This is a genomic window from Brevibacillus nitrificans (assembly GCF_003710965.1).
Taxonomy (GTDB): domain Bacteria; phylum Bacillota; class Bacilli; order Brevibacillales; family Brevibacillaceae; genus Brevibacillus; species Brevibacillus centrosporus.
This window is the reverse complement of the sequence record NZ_RHHU01000007.1, coordinates 50,068-69,166: the sequence shown is the minus strand read 5'-3', so window position 1 is coordinate 69,166 and position 19,099 is coordinate 50,068. Positions and strand designations below refer to the sequence as shown.

The following is a 19,099-nucleotide window of genomic DNA, read 5'->3' as shown; positions in this document are numbered from 1 at the left end:
AAAGAAAAGAAAGACCTTCCTTATTTTGTAAATTTAATAAAAAGCCCCTCCAAGCACGAAGGAAATCTGACTTTTGTCCTGACTGCTCAGAGGGGTTTTTAACCATCTAGCTTTGCAATTGCATTAATATTTGCGGGTCCTTGATCTTCGTATCTTCCGCCAGCAGCACTACTTTGGACAAAATTTCCGCCGTCTTTGGATCTTCGTCGAGGAAGGGCAGGAAAAGGCGTCCACGATGCTGCGAGTGTACCGGGATAATGTGCAGGGCACCAGTTGCCTGCTTGAAGACCATGCCACTGCCCAGATGAACCGCGAACTCTCCCAGGCTTCCTTCGATGCGAGCATAGTTGCCATCGATACGCACGTTGCCGAGCTTCAAAAGACGCAGCGATTCCGCAACGATGACGCGGCGCATTTCGACGGTCGTCAGGCTCGCTTCCGGATCAACGCCGCCGACATGGGCCACGCTGACCACCAGATCGACATCGCGCATGACTTCTGAGAAAAGGACGAGAGGAACGTTGCTCAGCTCCACGTTCTTGTAGGTCGCGCGGTCGACAAATTGAATGACCTCCAGGGTAGGCGCTTCCGTATCCGAAGGGGAGAACCAGTCCGCCATGGCATGCAGGCTGGCAATCAGGTTTTCGGAATAAAAGACCTTTTGCAAGCCTTCCTCATAGCTGACCGTCCACTGCCTGCCCTTTAGGAGAGCGACTGTTTTCTTCGGCTGCACCTGATAACCTGCATAGCGGCGTGAATGTGTGGCGTGGGCCAATTCATCCGCATTCGGCAGGTACAGCTCTCGAAATACTTGCTTAAAAGGCTGTCGCAGCTGGCGCTCAAACAGATCGCGCTGGAAGGCACTCCATTGTCCACTCTCATACAGATGGACGGGATGGGCAATCAGCAGTTCATCTTCATCCGTCAAGCCGACCAGCTGACCAGACGGGGCTCGCAAGGAAGCAATCTCCCCCTCGTAGTAGCCGAGATGGTCACCGTATTTGAGCACCAGAGAACGGAGAAGGGGACGAATAACCGGATTGCCATCGAGTGCAGCCAACTCTTTACCGGTAAAGGAGTTGCCCGACACCATCGAGCGCTCCATCTCTTGACGTGCGCGGCGATACTGCTCGGTAAGCTCCGACTTCAGCTCTTTTAGATGCAGCAGGTACTCGTGCTTTTTGTACTTGGCTGGTACGGATTTCAGCTCCTTGCCTTTTCGGCTGACAATCATATCCGCCTGGCCATCCTCGTCGACAACCAGCTGGACAGTGGTCTCCTCGTCAAGCGCGTACGGTTCGAAATGAGCTCGCATCTCATCGAGCTTGCGGGCTTCCATGTCCCATTTCAGACGCGTGACATCCCGATAACCGGCATTGCGCGCCAGATTGTCCAGGGCGATCTGCGAGCTGACACTTTCACTTGCCCGGCGCTGGGCACCGAATTTTTTGCTCTGCAGCAAAAACTGCTGGATGAAGTCGTAGCGCTGCCGCAAATCCAGCTCCTCCCGCAGCGGGATCAAGCTGTAGCTGAGCAGGTGATCCTTATTGCGTTTTTCTTGGACCGAGGTCTTCATTTTCTCGAGATCGAGCTTGCCGAGAGTAGCATCGGCAAACAGCTGCGAACGGCGATGATTGGAGCCAGCCGAGATGTATTTGGCACACTCATACAGCAGCTTGAAGCGTTTTTCACCCAACGTTTGATACGCCTCCTGGAACCAGCGGATATCAAAGGCGCCATCGTTGAAATCCTGCGGCGTAATGGGCGAGTAGTGAGCGACGATCGTCTCTTTTTCGGCTGAAAAGTTTTCGTTGATGTGTGCGTGGAAATACCAGGCGGCACTACGCAGACCTTGCCATCCCAAGTGCTCCGCGACCAGGTCGATCCACTGAGGGGCGTACATGGCAGCTTCGAGCAGACGTTTTTCGGTAATGCCTTTGTGCTCCTTGAGCAGCTCGCCCAAAAGCTTGCTATCTTCACCCGGGCGCGGATGGCAGTTTTTCAGAAGATGGCTAAAGGCTTCCTTCTTGGTGAGGCTTCCGCTGTAGCTGTACACATATCCGCGTACGAAAGCATCCTGATCGAGCCCTGCCAGCAGCCGAACCCAGTACCGCATGCCCTCAATGCGCTGGAGCCTGGTCACGAGCGGTGTCACTTCTGTCGGAAGATCTCCGCGTTCCAGCTCGATGCTGACGATGCGGTCTACGGCTGTATCACGGATGGCCATAATCTTGGGGCGATCCTGCAGAGAGCCGTATTGCCCCGAGGTCAGACTCCACATGTAGCTTGCGCTGTCCCCGCTTCCAAGCAGGGCTTTGTACAGCTCAGCTTCCCCGATCCATCCCTTTTCAAAGGCGCGCAGGCGTTCATCGAGCTGCAAGCAAGAGCTGTTCTGAGGGTCGTTTACGACTCGATCGAAAGCAAAGGCGGAATGGTAGAACGTTTTGAATGAGCTGTCGTCGTAGGCGCGTCCACGTGCCATGTACAGCCATGGCTTTGCTACCAATTCGAAAACGCCGGACTTGTTGTCTTGCTCCCATGCTTCTGTTTCCTGGATCACCTTGTTAAGGGCAAGATTTACGCAAGCAAACGTCTCCGCTTTTTCGCTGTCTAGGAAGTAGGCGCGAACGATCTGCTGGACTTGATTGCAATACGTCAGCTGGGCAAAAGCCTGCTGGATTTCCAATAGAAAGGAGAGGGGGTAGATGTGCCCGATATACGCTTTGCGCCAGCCCTCGAGCAATTTATGCTTTTGCATTTCGCTGTAGTCCATCTCGTTGGAAAAGCAGCTGTAGAAATGGTTCAGGGTTTGGTCGAAATTCTCCAGCATCGTGAAAAAGGAAAGCTGCATGAGTCCATGTGCAGACATCCCGCTTTGCTCCAGATAGCCACGCCACTCCTCGTGCAAAGGGTAGCGCTCCAGGTAAGAGCCTTCGACCTCTCTCTGATAGGGGTACAGCTCGCGCAGGTTCGTTCCGATTAAATACGTATCTTTGTAACCGGAATAGTACTCGGAAACGTACTCCACATCGCGGTGGGTATGTACAAGTGCATCCAAGCCCTGGATGAATTTCTTTACGTCATCTAGAGAGAGGGTGAAGACATCTTTCTCCAACGAAAAAGGGGCAGTGTCTTGCTTTTCGAGGAGCCATGGCTCTGTTACCTGAGGATCAAACAAGCCAAAGCCCTTCGTTTTACTGACACTGTTTTGTTTCCCGAGTTTATCCAGGAGAGCGGCTTCCTTTGCGGTCGGGCTGTCGATGACCGAAGCCAAAGGACGCAGGCGCTCGAATTGCTCGGTACGCTCACGATCCTGATAGACCTCTGCCAATACCTCCAGTCCGCCCAAGCGCTGCAATTCGTTTTTGGCTTGCAGCAACCGGTTCAAGGAGGCGGCAAGCAGCTCTTCCGGCTGACCCAGCAGCAGGGTAATGGTGCTTTGACGGAGGGATCCGGTCTTTAGCTTGAGCAGATCCTCCATAGCTCGCAGCTCTTCTTCGGACAGCTGCATGCCCGTGACTTGCTTGAGCGCGTTTTCGCGGTTTTTCATGCTTTTATCCGCCAAGCTCTCGAAAACAAAGCTGCGCAATACCGGATGATGTTTGTCGGCTATAAAATGGGACAGCAAGGCACCGCGCTGATCCGGGCTGATTTGATCCTTGCGAGAGACGATCTGCGCGATCCAATCGCTGTCCATGTCGTAAGCAGCCAGATAAAGCAGCTTTTGAATGGGCAGGTCCGAGGTGTACTGGATGTGTACGAAATCCAGCGCTTTCGATGGAGCGGAATATTCCTTGGTCATCCCGTCAAACATGGCAAGCAGCAAGTGAAAATCGCGCAGGCGCTCCTTTTTGTCCTCGAGAGGCTCTACCCGTTCAAAGGAGAGGGTAGGACTGTCCGGGTCAGCATCTGGACTGCGCCAGAGCGGGTAGTACTGATAGCAGTAGTTTGTCAGCACCCAGTATTGCAGCTCGGGATCAGAAGCATCCAGATGCTCGCGGGCAAGACGCAGGCGCAGCTCGCGGTTTTGGCTATTCGCCAGCACATAGAGCGCGACGATTTTCTGGTGGCGCTGCCCGTTGCCCATCAGCTGCTCGATACGCTCGTACAGATCTTTTTCCTCGTACACCGCAGTTGCCCACAGTGCGATATACACTTCGTTGGCGTTGGTGCTTGCGAGCCACTGCTCACGGACTGAGGAATCTGTCAGAGCGCGATATGCTTGCTCGATCAGCTGTCCGGCTACTCGTTGACTGGCTGCTTCGAGAGCCATACCGGTCCAGACGCTAAGCGCACGGACGACCGAGCTGTACCGAATGTAGCCTTCGTCGATGATCAGCTTGAGCATGTAAAGATTGGCGGCCAGTGTTCCTTCATCCATCCGCTCGACAATGCTCTGCCGCAGCCCCTCTTGCAGCCGGGCAGCCTTAAGCAGCTCACCAGCCATCTGGTACATGTCTTCCTGATGACTCATGAACATGCCTTTGATCATTTCGTGAGTGAGAAGAGCCGTCTGATTCTCTCCGTAGATGATGTCCTTCAAAGCATCTCGGACAGGCTGGTTGCTCTGATCGAGCTCATACGCGATGACGTCTGCGAGGACCAGACGAATCTGATAGTTGTTCGATAATGAATAGTTCGGCACACCCAAATATTCGGACAGGCGGAACTGCTCTTTCTCCATAATCAAAAGGGAAACCGTCTTTTGGATGAGCAGGTTCATTTGCTGCGATGCCTCTGCCGTTCGGAACGGTCGTCGCACATATCCCTGCGAATACGGGTAGGAAGAGGCATGGCGCACGATATACTTGTGCACGGGGGCAAGCTCTTCGCCAAGCAAATAATCGGCAGTCTGGATGAGCGGCTCAAACAGGCGCTTCTCATCGCCAGCTGCCAAATCGTGCAGCTGTTTTTTGCACGCATTCATGTCCTGATCGTCTATGTATCTGCTATTGCTCATTTCGGCCAGCAGCACAGCCAAGCTGTGAAGAGGCGCAGGAACATTTTTCAGCCGTTGTTCGATCATCAAAGGATCTCCTTTCACCATAAGCTTCCTGCAAGCATCGTAAATCGGATCAGCACAACATCGTCGTCTTCTTTCAGGGAAAGAGGGACATCGAGCGACTCTACTTCTTGCTCGCAAATAAATACGCGGTACAGTCCATCCTCAAAGGCGAGAATCGCTGTATCGATCGCTTTGGTAATATCGGGTGCAGCGTCATTGTAGATGGCACCAAATCCGACCTTGCCACTCTCCGCTCGCTCCTGCACTTCTCCTTCGGTCAGATAAGGAACGAGGGAGAGCTGCTGCTGTCTTTCCTGCAAGCCGCGAACGTTCCACTCTACCAGCACAGAGATCAATTCCCGCAATGTCTGAGGTGACGGCTGCAGTTCAACGGGGATGCGGGAAAGCGCGTTTTTGCGTTTCCCGATGCTTTTGACAGTGACGGACAGTCGCATAATCAGAGTCCCTCCTTTCAAATTCAACTACACTCATCTTACTTAATATTGGGTTGTTTTTCCAAATTGTTAGTACCTTTTGCGCAGGTTTCGATACAAGGACCTATGCGGCAAGGAGGGGAGGTGGTGCTTTGGGCTTACATTATGACGGGGGACGTATCTCAAGAATAGAGAAAGCGGCTCTCTAAGGAAGGGGTACCACGGACAACTTCGCAAAGGAGTCACTTTTGGTGATATTCGCTAGGGAAATCCTTGTTCATCCGAGATATAATTGTTGTAGATAGTAGGTCGCTTTTGGCCTGTATCAATCTACTTGGCACGATAGGTAAATGAGCATGAACGATCTTTTTATGGATTTTTTAACGATTTTGCTGCCTACTTATTTCTTTTTTTATATGGCCATTACTTTATTTTTTCGAAACAAGAAAAGTAAGGTAAATCGAGTTGCTTCGCTGCTCATGTTAGCTTATCTGTTTTATTTTCTAGGGGAATACCTGAAAACGTCTTTGCTGCCCGAGTATCAGATGCAGATTGTTTTGTATGGAAATGGCCCGATGCTCCTGCTGATCATTTGCTTCTTGGTCCATCTGTGTATACTCATTGGCGGTCCTGCAACGATTTCATTAAAACGATGGTTACCCGTCATTTATACGACACCGTTTTTCCTATTATTTGCATTTTTATTGAGCAAGGATCATCGGGTATTATACAACGCTGCTGTGACGGATGGCCGCAGTCCTCTGGATCCGCTGTTTCTGCTGCTCACAGTTCTGTTTGTAGCGGGTTATATACTGCTATCGGTCCTTATACTCATCGTTTCCTGGTTTCGTACGCGTGAAAAAAAACAAAAAAAGATTTTGCTGTCATTGCTGCTCAGTTTGTTTGCCCTATTTTCTTGGTTTGTCCTGGTCACGTCTCTCCTGCAAATGAAGGTTGTAACCTCACGCAATGCAATGATCCTTTATTTTGTAGGTTATTTATTCTGGGGGATTGCCCTTCGTCATTTGATCGGGAAACATGATCTGATGCCGGATTACCGCAAGCTTTTTCATATCCTATTTAAATCCGCTCCGAATGCCATACTTCTTTTGGATCAAAAGGGTGTAATCAGAGAAATGAATCCCAAGGCAAAACAGTGGTTTGAAGGGATTCCCGTTGGTGATGTGTTGAGTCACTTTCCCTTTCAAGATCAGCAGAATTTTAGTGACTGGTTAGCGCTGTACTGTCAGGAGAAGAAGTACGAGGCCCAAGGAGAGATGCGAATCTATAACCCTAGCAGAGGCTATATGGATTTGCTTATGGGCATTGATTTGATTGAGGAGAACGGTGAGGAGCTGTTTGTCATACACCTTACCGATGCTACTTCTCTAAAGGAAACGGAACGTAAACTACTGGAATCGGAGAGAAGCTACAAGTACCTGGCGCACCATGATTCTCTAACCGATCTGTATAACCGGACAGGGCTCCAGGCACAACTGCAGCAAAAGATGGAACAGCGCGAATTATTTGCTCTGGTATTAATTGACCTTGATCACTTCAAGCCAATCAACGACACCTACGGGCATTTCGTTGGGGATCTATACCTGAAGCATATTGCACATATGTTAACAAAAGATGCACAGCCAGGTGATCTGATAGGACGGATCGGGGGAGATGAGTTTGTATTGGTCATCTCTTGTACGGATCAAAGGAAGGATGTAAATAAGATGGTAGAGGAGCGATTATCGCTTTTCAACAAGCTGCCCTTTAACCATGAAGGGATTGAAATCCCGATTACCTTTAGTGCAGGTGTGAGTTTATTTCCGAAAGAGGCTTCTGACATGACGACGCTACTGAAGATAGCAGATGAGGCCATGTATCGGGTGAAACGTGCATCGAAGATAGGGATGTAAACCTTTTGCTAGAAAGGGCGTCGATCACTACATTTCTTTATCGAGCACATGCTGCGATTTTTTTAATGTAAAACCCATTCGATTATAGAATGGGACGGCATCTGATCTAGTCAGATTGGTACGCACTCTAATTTTTGTGAATCCGGATGCTGCTGCCCACTCCTCACATGATTGTACTAATTGTTTGCCAATCCCATTTCCTCGATAGGCGCTGTCGACGATCAGTCCAGCTATCTCAACAAATGGTGGCGATTCGATTAAGAAACGTACATGAGCATGAATCCATCCATGCAAAACGTGGTTTGATTCCATCACATAAACAATATGGTCGTTATGGTTACAGATATAGTGGAGTCTCTCTTCAAGTTGGGCGACATTCACTGGATAGCCCAGTTGGCTTGAGAGCCTAGCGATCTCTTGGGCATCGCTCAGCAATGCTTTTCGAATCAAATGAACAACCCCCTCGCGATGGAAGATAGCATATTGAATTTTAGCATAGTAGCATAGAGGTGTAATCGGTATTAAGGACATGGGAGCAAATGTGTTACTAGTGGCTGCGAAGAACCGTGCCCTCATTGAGCTAAGCAGTATCGATAACGAAAAAATGTACCACGACAAAGCTGCCGCGATGATGATCGGCAGCTTTGTTACGGTAACGGGCAGAATATTAGGGAACGATAGTATACCTAGAAACTGGAGGCTAAAAACAGATAAAATTAAAAAGCAGCCGTGATAGTTGCATTTAATTTGTACTTATTCGGCTATTTCATCAAGGTCTTCGTTGTAAGCCAATATTCCGCGTTTAAAGTAATGAAGTTTTTCATCTGAGGTAGTTTCCATTAAATTTGTAATCAGCAGCTCAACGCTTTCTTTGTAACTTTGGCTATTGTACAGGGCCATAGCGAGAAACACTTTAATTGCCCGGTTCTCTGGAAATTCGCTCATTCCTCTGCGTAACGTCTCAACGGCTCTTTGGTAGTGTCCCCAGTAGCGGTATGTACTCCCCAATCCCATTAGGCATCTTTCAAGATCAGGCCCAGAAAGACCCAATTCAAGAGCTCGCTCATAATATGGAATAGCTTCACGTCCAAGGCCGGAATTGTCATGGGCTATTCCGGTTTGGTAATTGATCTCCGCATCATCAGGGTAATAGGAAAGTAGTTCTAATAAGTGATTTCTAACCTCACCTAATATTGCTTGATCTTGCTTGGCTCTTCCTTCTTCACGCCGTTCAATTAATTTGCTCAATTCGTCTCTTGTCATATTTTCACATCCCAAGGTTGGAAATCTTAGATGAGACTATCTTAACATAAAAATGACTCTCATTTCGCTAACGGGTATCAGGCTTGCAAATATGCGAGCACCAGCATCATCCGCCGGGTGTATCCACATCGAGGAATTGTTTGTCGAATAAAAAGAAGATCAAAGCCGGCAGATTTAACCTGCGCGTTAACAAACAAGAAAAAGACACCAGTGGCGTCTTTTTCCGTCAGTGAACGAGAACACAGGTAGGAGCCCATCTCAGCCAAGTGAAGGACGATCATCTCTACCATACCTCAGGCTTCACCACCATGAACCATAACATGGTCAGCAAAAGAAACAAATAGATCCAGATCGAACGTGTAAGCGACTGCACCCATTTATCCTTGTCCTGGTCAGCTTCATTAAACTTCCGTATCTTCGGCGAAAATGCGCGTGCCAGGAAATACAAGGAGCATACCAGGATCAATACAGTTATCACGATCCAGGACGACTTCCATGACCAGTATCCACCCATGACAAGCAATACCCCGGATATGACCAAAATATGACCGGCATGCTTCGCCAAACGTGTGGTAGACCTGAATGTATCTAGATAGGCTTGTTGTTTGGCGAGGTCAGCCTCTCGCAATTTTTTCATCATGGGTAACAGAACAAAAAACGGGCCAATGGACATCATAGCACTGAGAATATGTAGATAAAGAATCGTCTTATATAATAAAATGCTCACCGTTATTTTTTCTTGTCCGGGCTAAATTCATGGACCCACACTCTCATTTGCGGCAGCCAGGGCATCCCTGGATGAGAGGATAGAATGGACTCTTTATATTCCTCTACATTTGAATACCCCTCTTGCTTGGCATGCTCATCCGTTAACTCCCCGAGCGACTGTGAATAAACCTTGTCAATTACAAAATCGTGACCTTCGAGCGTCATGATTTCACCGACATCTGCATAGCGTCCATTGCGCCGTGTGGCTGTTTTTTGTCCCGACAATACTTTCTCGATATCCGGCTTCACGGTAATTAAACGATCGATTGTACAGGTTTTTGGCGGCAAAGCGTCAGAACCCATTTGATTTTGCATACGTGCCATCCTCCTCTTTTCTTCAAAACCACTTTATCATAAGTCGAGCGATGAATGCACAAACACACGACTTTGAACGGAAGGGTCAGTCTTTAACAGTCACGATGACGCCTTCCCGACGAGTGGCGCTACGCAAACATCAGGGGCTGGGGATGATCCAGCAGCCTTGTGAAAAAGCTATTGGGCAGATATGGTCATCTAATTGACTGTGATGTCATGTTCTATAATGTAGTTACCAAAATGGAAAAGATGGTGAAGTGAATGCAACAACGAAATATGATCGTGTTAGGCATTTCCGGAAGTCTGCGTACGCAATCCTCTAATACACGGTTGCTCTCTTCCATCGGAGGAATGTTGCCCGCTGGTATGGAATTTCGTATGTATCAAGGGCTCGCGTCTTTACCACATTTCAACCCGGACTTAGATGGTGACGAAACGCAGGTGCATAGAGCTGTGAGAGAATGGAGGGAGGAATTGAGGACAGCGGATGCGTGCGTGATATGTACGCCAGAATATGCAAGAGGAGTACCAGGCTCGTTAAAAAATGCGCTGGATTGGGTCGTATCCTCCGGTGAGTTCATGAATATGCCGACAGCTGTCTTGAGCGCTTCTCCGCATCCAGATGGCGGCTCAACAGCTCTGCATTCGCTGACACTAACCTTAAAGATGATGAGCGCAGCTATTCCAAAGGATGCAGCGATTGCGGTACCATTCGTCAGCAGGGTGATGGGGGTGGATGGCAGTGTAACGGATTCTACCACATTGTCATCGCTGCTCAACATGGTTCGTGCTCTGTCAAAAGCCATCCCAAATTAAGCGGTTGGTTATTGAACCAGCGGGATCGATAGCGGAGCAAACACAAATAGAGGCTGCTGGTGCTAATGATATGCTCCCCTTTAAGTAGACAGGTGAAATAATAAAACCTGCTAAAAAAGGGGAGCTTTTTCATGGTGTACGGATACAAAGGGCTAGAGATTCAATCTCGCAATCGAACTTACTCGGTGGAGCTTAAGCTTCGAGCCGTTCAAGATTATCTACGGCCTTAGTCCCATGGAATTCAGGGCCAAGGCCGCTTAACCGATTTTTATTATTTGTTATGTCTACTTGACGGGGTGCAGTTCAGATTGACGGGTGGCTTTTATGTGCTTATAGGCCAGTTTAGCAAAATGTAACATGGCTTATTTGAGGGGCTGCGACATTAAACCTATTTGAATATAAGTGCTGGCAATACCAAGTGAAAAGATAAGTAGAATGCGAGAATACTTGCAGGTTATTGTGTTTTACAACGGGAAAATGATTGGACAGTACAACAGTGAATTGTGGGGCAGAAACCATAAATCACCCTCACTATCTCATAAATTCTGCAAGTCTTGCGAAATTGCCTTGATTTTGAATACCCTCGAACATACGAGATATTTGGACTCTAGGTAGAGAAAGATTCGCTTCGAGAGTTGTAAAGACCATTTCCTGACTGATTTCGGGAATATCCAGAATATGGGCCAACCCTGGGTGTTTTGATCGTATCTTTTTTTCAATTTCTGGTAGAATCTCTCCTTCTAATTTACCTGCCATTAAACGAAGTAAAATAGATAGGGCAATATTTTGCTCGGGAGATAACTTTTGCTCCAATACCCAATCGTGGTAAGTGAATTTTTGAGACAAGTGGGTGCCTCCTTAGTACGGCTACTTTATCCGTTTAATCGATTTCCAAATAGACACAATATTACATGTGCTAAACGTAATCGTTCATAAAACTTATTGAAATTTCTGGCTCTCTAGCAAAGCATCAAAAGCTGCTGTAGTTGATGTTGTAGCTTCTCTAAGCTATCGAGCAGTTTCCTGCAATGGCATGGTAATCTTGAAGATATTACAAGCCAAGGGGTGAAAGTATGGCACTTGTTCGTTTGGCCGCATTTGAGGACATACCACATCTTGTTCAAATGCGCTGGGACTTCTCAGAAGAAGAACATCCAAATCAAGCGGTTTCCTTTGAGGAATTCCATAAGGTATGCAGTGAATTCTTAGAAAAAGCGATAAAAAGCGGAAATTGGTACATTTGGGTTGCAGAAGTTGATGGAAGTCTTGTTTCGCATATGTATCTGCATTTAATACATAAAATTCCAAGGCCAGGGAAATCTCCAGATCCTCATTACGGTTACGTTACCAATGTCTATACTCGCCCTGCTTTTAGGAACCAAGGCATCGGATCCAAAATTCATAATACCATGGAAAAATGGTCAAAAGAGCATGGGGTCGAGTTTCTTATACTTTGGCCAAGTAGCGATAGCGTGCAGTTTTATTCAAGAAATGGCTTTTCTCGATGTGAAGAAGCTATGGAAAAGCACTGGGATGGAGCAAGTATTTGAAGACAACATTACGCTGCTGCGATCACCGGCAGCTTATACGATGCTAATAGGCAGGTTTACGCTAAAGCAAGCATCAAACAAAAGAAATCCAAGCCCTGAACTGTCTAAGGGATGGATTTTATGTCCGATTACTTTTCTCCTAACATGCCATTAGGAAAGTTGGGGTGATTATTGTGGGAGGAGTTACTTTCACGAATGAAGCAAAAGGCCACAGAGAATTGCAAAAGCATGAATGGATGCCGGATACCTCAACGATCTAATGGCGCAAAAGCTTGATGCTTGCTAAGTGCATGTGCCAGTAAATAGATCACAAGTTGAATGGGAAAGGAGTAGATATACTCCCATTTAATAGGGATATACAAATCCAGCCATGCAATAATTGGTTCGGCAACAAACGAAGAGATGAGCGCAAAAAGAATAGCCTTAATCAATGGACTAAAGTTGGGTTTTATTTGTAGGAAGAACATCACAGTAACAGGCATCAATGTAATATCCCATGGAATGTAAGAAGGCATTACAGGGAAATCTTAGGGGATCTTGCCACCTCCTCATCCGTCCTCGATAAGCAATGGTTAATGAACTTCCCCTCCTATTATTTCTTTACAATTTATGACGCCTATACAAACACCGTGGAAAATAACAAACTCTTTGATAATGCTCAAAGACAATACCTTATAGAAAATTACCAACCAGTGGGGCATCTCATCACAATTGGAGATGAAAAACGATGCAAATTTTAGCTACGTTTGAGTATTCAACATTACTTGAAATAGCCATTACAGAACTTGAAGAAAAGGGGATAAAGGCCATTTACGCAGTACCGCTTGATTTGCGGAAAAAGGAACCGAGACTTCTTGATAGTATCCATCGAGCAGATGAACTGTCATTTATCGATAAAGGCATGATATTTGCCTTTATGTTTGGTACTATCGGTGCTAGTAAAGGGTTCGTGTGGCAAGGAGGACCAATTATCTGGGGAGCTGCTGGTGCAATTTTAGGTTTTCTTATTGGAGTTTCCCTGAGTTGGTTCATTTACCTTTTGAAACGAAACAAAAATGAACTTCAAAAGGGGAAAAAGGGAGAAGTCATACTAATTGTTCAGTGTGAAGACAATCAAGCAACAGTCGTAGAAGATATACTCTGGGACCATAAAGCTCTCGGATTGGCTAGAACTAGATAGGCAAAGAATGAATGAATTTGGGTTGTTCTTCCTGGATGACTCACCGGGAGTCTGATAATTGCGGAAAGTTATGAAACAGAAGATGTAGAATGCTAAACCCCCTCACCCGCAATAACTAACACAGGCAAGGGGGGCTCCTTCTTATTTCTTTTCGCTGAGTTCCTTCAAAGCTTGCTCCACAAATTTACTTTCCAGCACCTGCGTCGTATCCAGCTTCTTCTTGATGGCTCCCACGGAGTAGAGGAAGTCGGCCTGCTCCTGGTGGGCCTTGGCAAATTCCGGGGTGATTGGGGAGAGGATCGGGGCAGAATTTTTCAAAACGCGGCTGATGATCTCGCGCTCCAGCTTTTTCGTTTTGACAAATTCGTCCGTCACTTCATCCAGGTGAGAGACGTAGTATTGACGCACCTCTTCATAGGTTTTCAGGAACAGGACGGTCAGCTCGGGATGATCGACCGTAAAGCCGGTGCGTGCGATCAAAAAGCCGGGGGCGAAGATGTTCAGGTCGTCGCCGGTCACGAGCGTCTTGGCGCCGGTTTGAACGAGGGCGGTCGTCACGTATGGCTCCCAGGTCGACCAGGCATCGATCGCTCCGGTATCGAGTGCAGGTCGTGCCTCATCCGGCTGCAGGTGAATGATTTGCACATCCTTATCCGTAAGTCCTGCCCGATCCAGCACCATGTACAGGAAGTTGTACGCGCTGCTGCCTTTGGCGACGGCGATCTTTTTGCCCTTGAGCTCCTTGATGTCTGTGATCGGGCTGTTTTTCGGGAGGACGATCGCATTGTTGCGTTTGCCGTCACTGGTGACCGCGATTGCTTTAAAATCCACGCCCCCGGTTTGGGCGGAGACAACGGGAGTTCCGCCTGTGCCGCCAAAATCAAGTCGTCCGGAGGCAATGGCTTCAAAATGGGGAGGACCGCTGGCGAATTCATGCCACTTCACCTCGGCACCTGCTTTGGCAAAGGCTTCTTCAAAAATGCCTTTGTCCCGGGCATAGGAGAAAATGCCGGTGCTGCCCTGAATGCCGATGTTTACGACGACTTTCTCTTTTGCGTCTGCTGCCGCCGCTTGGGTCTGTCCTTGCTGTGGAGCTGCGGCAACCTGCGTTTTGCTCCCGCAAGCTGCCAGCACCATCATGGTGAGGATGATGAACAGTGATAGCCAGATGTTTGAATGTTTGGGGGTACGCATTTGTAGGGATACTCCTCTCTAGTGGCGCAGCCAAGTTTATGGCTAAGCGCAGGTGATGGGTGAATTTCTCGAATTTTTCCCGTGTCCTTTACTGATATTGATGCGTTTCCGCAAAGGAATTGACGGGGGAGTCCAGTCCGTAATGATCCCGCAGCGTTTTTCCTGTGTACTCGGTGCGGAATAAGCCCCTGCGCTGCAGCTCGGGAACGACCTGGTCGAGAAAGTCATCGAGGCCGCCGTTTGTGAGCTGAGGCATGATGTTGAAGCCATCGGCGGCATCTTGGGTGAACCATTGCTCCAGCTCATCTGCTACCTGCTGTGCGGTACCTGCTATTGTCTTGTGCCCGCGGCCTCCAGCGAGTCGCAGCAGCAGCTGGCGGATCGTCAGGTGTTCCCGTTCTGCCAGATCCCGGATTAGCTGGGTGCGGCTCTGATGGCCAGCGATTTTTTCGGTAGCGGGCAATTCGGGCAATGGACCATCCAAAGGGTAGGAGGATAGATCAAAGCCGATTCGATTGGAGAGCTGGAGCAAGCTGTAGGCAGGATGGGTCAGCTCGTGCAGCTGCGCCTCTTTTTCTTTGGCTTCCGCCTCGCTTGCGCCGATGATTGGGCAGATGCCCGGTAAAATGATTACCTGCTCAGGAGAGCGTCCGAATTGAGCTGCCCGTGCTTTGACGTCCGCATAGAAGCTTTGTGCGTCTGACAAGGATTGCTGGGCGGTGAAGATCGCTTCCGCATATTTTGCAGCGAAATCTTTGCCATCCTCGGACGACCCTGCTTGCACGAGAAGCGGACGGCCTTGGGGAGAGCGTGACAGATTCAATGGGCCACGAACGGCAAAATGTTTGCCCTTATGGTTGATCTCATGTACCTTGCTGTTGTCTGCATATATACCGGAAGCCTTGTCGTGGATGATCGCATCGGCTTCCCAGCTATCCCAGAGCTTGAGGGTGATGTCGAGAAATTCCTGGGCGCGCTCGTAGCGTACATGGTGGTCAGGGATGCGCTCCAGATTGAAGTTCTGCGCTTCGCCATCTGTTCCCGAGGTGATGATGTTCCACCCGGCGCGCCCCTGACTGAGATGATCGAGTGAGGCAAAGCGACGGGCGACGTTGAAGGGTTCGTTGAAGCTGGTCGAGACGGTGGCGATCAGCCCGATTCGCTCGGTTACGACAGAGAGCGCGGATAGCAGCGTGAGCGGTTCGAGTCCGCTTACGGCACCGTATTTGACTGCTTTCCGCGAGGCTGCATAGCGGTCGGCCAAAAAGAGCGAGTCGAGCTTGGCCCGCTCAGCTTTTTGAGCGAGCCCTTGCAAATGGGCAAAATCGATGATTTCCTCTACATTCGCAGCGGGATGCCGCCACGCTGCCTCGTGATGCCCCAGACTAGACAAAAACAGATTCAAATGCATCTTTCTCAAAACGGATCACCTCTTTGGACAAATAGTTGGAAAGGACGCAAAGAGGCCTCTTTCCCATCAGCAGCGATGGAAAGGAGGCCTCCAGTAGTCCGGTCGGCGATTCAAAATGAATTCCGAGTTGCAAGGTATGAAATGGATGATAACAAACGAGAATGGCATGCGTCAACCAGAAAAATGGAAAGGATTTTTTTCCTGACACCCTTGACGTGTGTTCGAATACGGTGGTACGATAACGCACAATACCGACAAAACAAGTTTGAATAATTGGTTTTATTGCCGACCAGGCCGCTGGAGGCACAGTCATGTGGGAAAGCCCGCGATGATTGTGCCTTCTTTTTTTTTCAAAATCTCATGGTAGAAAGCAAAGGAGTGGGAGTGAGATGGGAAAATCAGCGCAACAAGTAGAATTCGGGTGGTTCATCCCGACGACAGGTGATGGAAAGTATATCGGGGTTGAGCCACAGCGGGAATCGACGGCGGATTATATGATCCAGGTCGCGCAGGCAGCAGAGCGATCAGGATTTACTTTTGCTCTCATACCAACTGGCGGTGCATGCATTGATTCCTGGATTGTCGGATCTACGATTGCTGCGCATACGCAGGTGCTAAGGCCACTCGTCGCGATGCGCCCTGGCCTGATCGCTCCCGTCTTGGCTGCGAGGATGGCTGCTTCCTTGGATCAGGTGACGGGAGGGCGGGCCTTGATCAACATCGTGTCGGGAGGCAGCCCACAGGATTTGACTGCCACAGGCGATCCATTGGCAGATGATCACGATGCGCGGTACGAGCGGACACGAGAGTTTCTGGATATCGTGAAAAGCGTTTGGACGAACTCCCATGAGCAGACGGTCAAATTTTTAGCAAGCAATCAGACAGCGCAGCAAGGGAAGGAGCCGCTTCACTACTCCGGGCGCTTTTACGAGCTGAAAGGCGGGGCAAGCCTGCCAGCTCCTGTGCAAAAACCGCATCCTCCCTTTTATTTTGGCGGCAGCTCGCCAGCAGGGAAACGGGTGGCGGCAGAGACAGCCGATGTCTACCTGATGTGGGCAGAGCCGCTGGAATGGATTCGCGAGCAGATTGCTGAGGTAGAAGCCTTGAAGACGGAGCTTGGGCGTGAACGCGAGCTGCGCTACGGGCTTCGCGCGCAGGTGCTGGTTCGCGAGACGGAGGAGGAAGCGTGGAGAGAGGCGTGGGAAATCATCAGCAAGGTTGATCCACAGGCGCTGCTTGCTTCTAGCCAGCGGTTCACCCAGACAGATGCGACCAATCAAAAACGGCAAAACGAGCTGAGAGAGAGCTCTCGTGCCAACAACTTTGTCATCGGGCCCAATCTGTGGACAGGGCTGTCGACTGTGCGTGGAGGGGGAGCTGTATTGCTCGTCGGGACACCTGATCAAGTAGCGGATCGGATCTTGGAGTACATCGACTTGGGTATTTCCTCCTTTATCCTGTCGGGGTACCCCCACCTCGAAGAAGCAGAAATCACAGGTGAACTGCTTTTGCCAGCCGTAAAAAAGAAGCTGGAGGAAAGACAGCAGACAGAGGGAGTGCGCGCATGACCTTTCTTTTGGAGATCCATCAGCTGGACAAAACATTCGAGACGCCAAAGGGAGCGACCCAAGCGCTCAAAGACATCCGGTTGTCCGCCAAGGAAGGGGAGTTCATTACCATCATTGGGCCGAGTGGCTGCGGGAAAAGCACGCTCCTGAAAATCATCGCCGGTCTGGATACCGAGCATACGGGGAACGTTTTGCTTGCTGATCAGCAGGTGACAGGTCCAGGCATTGACAAAGGGTTCATTTTTCAGGAATCCCGGCTGTTTCCGTGGCTGACGGTGGAAAAAAACATCGCGGCCAACCTGTCCTTGAAGGATCCTGCGGTGCGGCAGCGAGTGGATGAGCTGATCCGGCTCGTTCGTCTGGAAGGCTTTGAAAAGGCATATCCTCGCGAGCTGTCGGGAGGGATGGCGCAGCGTGTAGCGATTGCCCGAGCCTTGCTGCGCAAGCCGCGAGTACTTTTGCTGGATGAACCGTTCGGAGCACTGGATGCCTTTACCCGATCCCATCTGCAATCTGTTCTGCTCGATATTTGGCAGGAAAACAAGACAACCATGATTTTTGTGACCCATGACATCGATGAAGCGATCTTTTTGGCGAACCGGGTAGTCATTATGAATGCACGGCCTGGCTCTATCAAAAGAATCATCCCGATTGACCTGCCCTTCCCACGGAAAAAGGCGAGCCGATCCTTTCAGGAGCTGCGGCATCTCGTCTTGAACGAATTTGAAAAAGTAGACGAACTCGAATTGGTGGATAGCTCAGGAATTTGATGGAGGTGAACGAGGAATGAGCAATCAAGCGGAAGGCTATTCTTCGGCTGCGACAGCGACTACGGCAGCATCAGCCAGGCCGACCATAAAAGCCAGGGAAAAAGCAAAGACACGCAGCAGTGCCAAAGGGATCGTTTGGCTAAAAGGGCTGATCCTGCCGGCGACGGTCCTGATCGTTTGGCAGCTGGCTGGTGAAGTGGGCTGGGTATCGGAGACGATGCTTCCCACACCTTGGCAAATCCTGCTTGCGGCAAGCGAGCTTTTGGCAAGCGGGGAGCTGTTCGGACATTTGCAAATCAGTATATCCCGGGCAGCAACGGGTTTTCTGCTTGGGGGAGCGATTGGCCTTTTGGCAGGGCTGGCGGTCGGCTTTTCTCAGCGTGTGGAAACGACGCTTGACCCTTCTGTGCAGATGCTTCGGACGATTCCCCATCTCGCGGTGACTCCGCTGTTCATTTTGTGGTTTGGCTTTGGCGAGTTTTCCAAAGTGCTGTTGATCGCCAAAGGAGCATTTTTCCCTTTGTATGTGAATACATTCCTGGGGATACGAAATGTGGATGCCAAGCTGTTTGATGTAGCCCGCGTCCTCCAATTCAGCAAATGGAAGCAAATCACCCAGCTGGTCCTCCCGGCAGCGCTGCCGAACATTTTACTCGGTGTACGACTGTCACTGGGAGCAGCCTGGCTGGGACTGGTTGTAGCAGAGCTGATGGGCTCGAGCGAAGGGGTAGGCTACCTGATCATGGACGCACGGCAGTTCTCGCAGACCGCGATCGTTTTCGTGGGGATCGTCATTTTTGCTCTCGTAGGCAAAGCGACTGATTCGCTGGTGCGCTTCTTTGAGAAAAGGTGGCTGAAATGGCGGGATAATTTCAACGGATAGAAAGAAAAAGGCAAAGAGAGGGGCGAGGA

The 19,099-nt window shown here is 49.4% G+C and carries 17 protein-coding genes; 7 read left to right on the top strand and 10 right to left on the bottom strand.

Annotated features, from left to right (window positions below; genetic code table 11):
- Window positions 1-106: 106 nt before the first annotated feature.
- Together EDM59_RS12855 and EDM59_RS12850 are read right to left on the bottom strand one after the other, a co-directional pair.
- Complete coding sequence (locus EDM59_RS12855; RefSeq protein WP_246011024.1) at window positions 107-5,026, bottom strand: DUF4132 domain-containing protein; 4,920 nt, start codon at window positions 5,024-5,026, stop codon at window positions 107-109.
- Between the two features lie 14 nt (window positions 5,027-5,040).
- Window positions 5,041-5,460, bottom strand: a complete 420-nt coding sequence (locus tag EDM59_RS12850) for a hypothetical protein (RefSeq protein ID WP_122923952.1) — start codon at window positions 5,458-5,460, stop codon at window positions 5,041-5,043.
- A gap of 458 nt (window positions 5,461-5,918) precedes the next feature.
- On the opposite strand from EDM59_RS12850, the gene EDM59_RS12845 reads away from it, so the two are divergent.
- Window positions 5,919-7,352 carry a sensor domain-containing diguanylate cyclase gene (locus EDM59_RS12845; RefSeq protein WP_246011023.1) on the top strand — a complete coding sequence of 478 codons (1,434 nt, stop codon included), beginning with the start codon at window positions 5,919-5,921 and terminating at the stop codon, window positions 7,350-7,352.
- Window positions 7,353-7,379: 27 nt separating this feature from the next.
- On the opposite strand, the gene EDM59_RS12840 is transcribed toward EDM59_RS12845, so the two are convergent.
- From EDM59_RS12840 to EDM59_RS12815, 4 genes are all read right to left on the bottom strand, one after another.
- Window positions 7,380-7,802, bottom strand: coding sequence for a GNAT family N-acetyltransferase (locus tag EDM59_RS12840; RefSeq protein WP_246011022.1), 423 nt, complete (start codon window positions 7,800-7,802; stop codon window positions 7,380-7,382).
- Between the two features lie 303 nt (window positions 7,803-8,105).
- Window positions 8,106-8,615 carry a tetratricopeptide repeat protein gene (locus EDM59_RS12830; protein ID WP_092276397.1) on the bottom strand — a complete coding sequence of 170 codons (510 nt, stop codon included), beginning with the start codon at window positions 8,613-8,615 and terminating at the stop codon, window positions 8,106-8,108.
- 283 nt (window positions 8,616-8,898) lie between these two features.
- Window positions 8,899-9,342, bottom strand: a complete 444-nt coding sequence (locus EDM59_RS12820; protein WP_122923947.1) for a DUF2269 family protein — start codon at window positions 9,340-9,342, stop codon at window positions 8,899-8,901.
- A 2-nt stretch (window positions 9,343-9,344) separates the two neighbouring features.
- The gene (locus EDM59_RS12815; RefSeq protein ID WP_122923946.1) at window positions 9,345-9,698 is read right to left on the bottom strand and encodes an ASCH domain-containing protein; all 354 of its coding nucleotides are present in this window, start codon (window positions 9,696-9,698) and stop codon (window positions 9,345-9,347) included.
- Window positions 9,699-9,959: 261 nt separating this feature from the next.
- On the opposite strand from EDM59_RS12815, the gene EDM59_RS12810 reads away from it, so the two are divergent.
- Window positions 9,960-10,514: an NADPH-dependent FMN reductase gene (locus tag EDM59_RS12810; protein WP_122923945.1), complete on the top strand. Its 555-nt coding sequence runs from the start codon at window positions 9,960-9,962 to the stop codon at window positions 10,512-10,514.
- Between the two features lie 531 nt (window positions 10,515-11,045).
- Here EDM59_RS12810 and EDM59_RS12805 read toward each other — a convergent pair.
- Window positions 11,046-11,360, bottom strand: coding sequence for a hypothetical protein (locus tag EDM59_RS12805; protein ID WP_122923944.1), 315 nt, complete (start codon window positions 11,358-11,360; stop codon window positions 11,046-11,048).
- A 227-nt stretch (window positions 11,361-11,587) separates the two neighbouring features.
- Between EDM59_RS12805 and EDM59_RS12800 the strand changes: the two genes are divergently transcribed.
- Window positions 11,588-12,064 carry a GNAT family N-acetyltransferase gene (locus EDM59_RS12800; protein ID WP_122923943.1) on the top strand — a complete coding sequence of 159 codons (477 nt, stop codon included), beginning with the start codon at window positions 11,588-11,590 and terminating at the stop codon, window positions 12,062-12,064.
- A 248-nt stretch (window positions 12,065-12,312) separates the two neighbouring features.
- On the opposite strand, the gene EDM59_RS31775 is transcribed toward EDM59_RS12800, so the two are convergent.
- Window positions 12,313-12,531 (bottom strand): hypothetical protein, encoded by a 219-nt coding sequence (locus tag EDM59_RS31775; protein WP_425455967.1) that lies wholly within the window; start codon window positions 12,529-12,531, stop codon window positions 12,313-12,315.
- A gap of 260 nt (window positions 12,532-12,791) precedes the next feature.
- Here EDM59_RS31775 and EDM59_RS12790 point away from each other — a divergent pair, with 260 nt between their 5' ends.
- Entirely contained in the window at window positions 12,792-13,244 is a 453-nt protein-coding gene (locus EDM59_RS12790) for a hypothetical protein (RefSeq protein WP_122923941.1), read from the top strand.
- A gap of 141 nt (window positions 13,245-13,385) precedes the next feature.
- Here EDM59_RS12790 and EDM59_RS12785 read toward each other — a convergent pair whose 3' ends face one another.
- Both EDM59_RS12785 and EDM59_RS12780 read right to left on the bottom strand, forming a co-directional pair.
- Window positions 13,386-14,438, bottom strand: a complete 1,053-nt coding sequence (locus tag EDM59_RS12785) for an aliphatic sulfonate ABC transporter substrate-binding protein (protein ID WP_122923940.1) — start codon at window positions 14,436-14,438, stop codon at window positions 13,386-13,388.
- Window positions 14,439-14,526: 88 nt separating this feature from the next.
- The gene (locus EDM59_RS12780; protein WP_122924054.1) at window positions 14,527-15,849 is read right to left on the bottom strand and encodes an LLM class flavin-dependent oxidoreductase; all 1,323 of its coding nucleotides are present in this window, start codon (window positions 15,847-15,849) and stop codon (window positions 14,527-14,529) included.
- A gap of 389 nt (window positions 15,850-16,238) precedes the next feature.
- On the opposite strand from EDM59_RS12780, the gene EDM59_RS12775 reads away from it, so the two are divergent.
- The 3 genes from EDM59_RS12775 to EDM59_RS12765 are packed head-to-tail and all read left to right on the top strand — an operon-like array spanning window position 16,239 to window position 19,070.
- On the top strand, window positions 16,239-17,417 hold the full coding sequence (locus tag EDM59_RS12775; RefSeq protein WP_122923939.1) for an LLM class flavin-dependent oxidoreductase: 1,179 nt from the start codon (window positions 16,239-16,241) through the stop codon (window positions 17,415-17,417).
- The gene (locus EDM59_RS12770; RefSeq protein ID WP_122923938.1) at window positions 17,414-18,187 is read left to right on the top strand and encodes an ABC transporter ATP-binding protein; all 774 of its coding nucleotides are present in this window, start codon (window positions 17,414-17,416) and stop codon (window positions 18,185-18,187) included. The genes EDM59_RS12775 and EDM59_RS12770 overlap by 4 nt, the downstream gene beginning before the upstream one ends.
- 16 nt (window positions 18,188-18,203) lie before the next feature.
- Window positions 18,204-19,070 (top strand): ABC transporter permease, encoded by an 867-nt coding sequence (locus EDM59_RS12765; protein WP_122923937.1) that lies wholly within the window; start codon window positions 18,204-18,206, stop codon window positions 19,068-19,070.
- The last annotated feature ends 29 nt before the right edge of the window (window positions 19,071-19,099 follow it).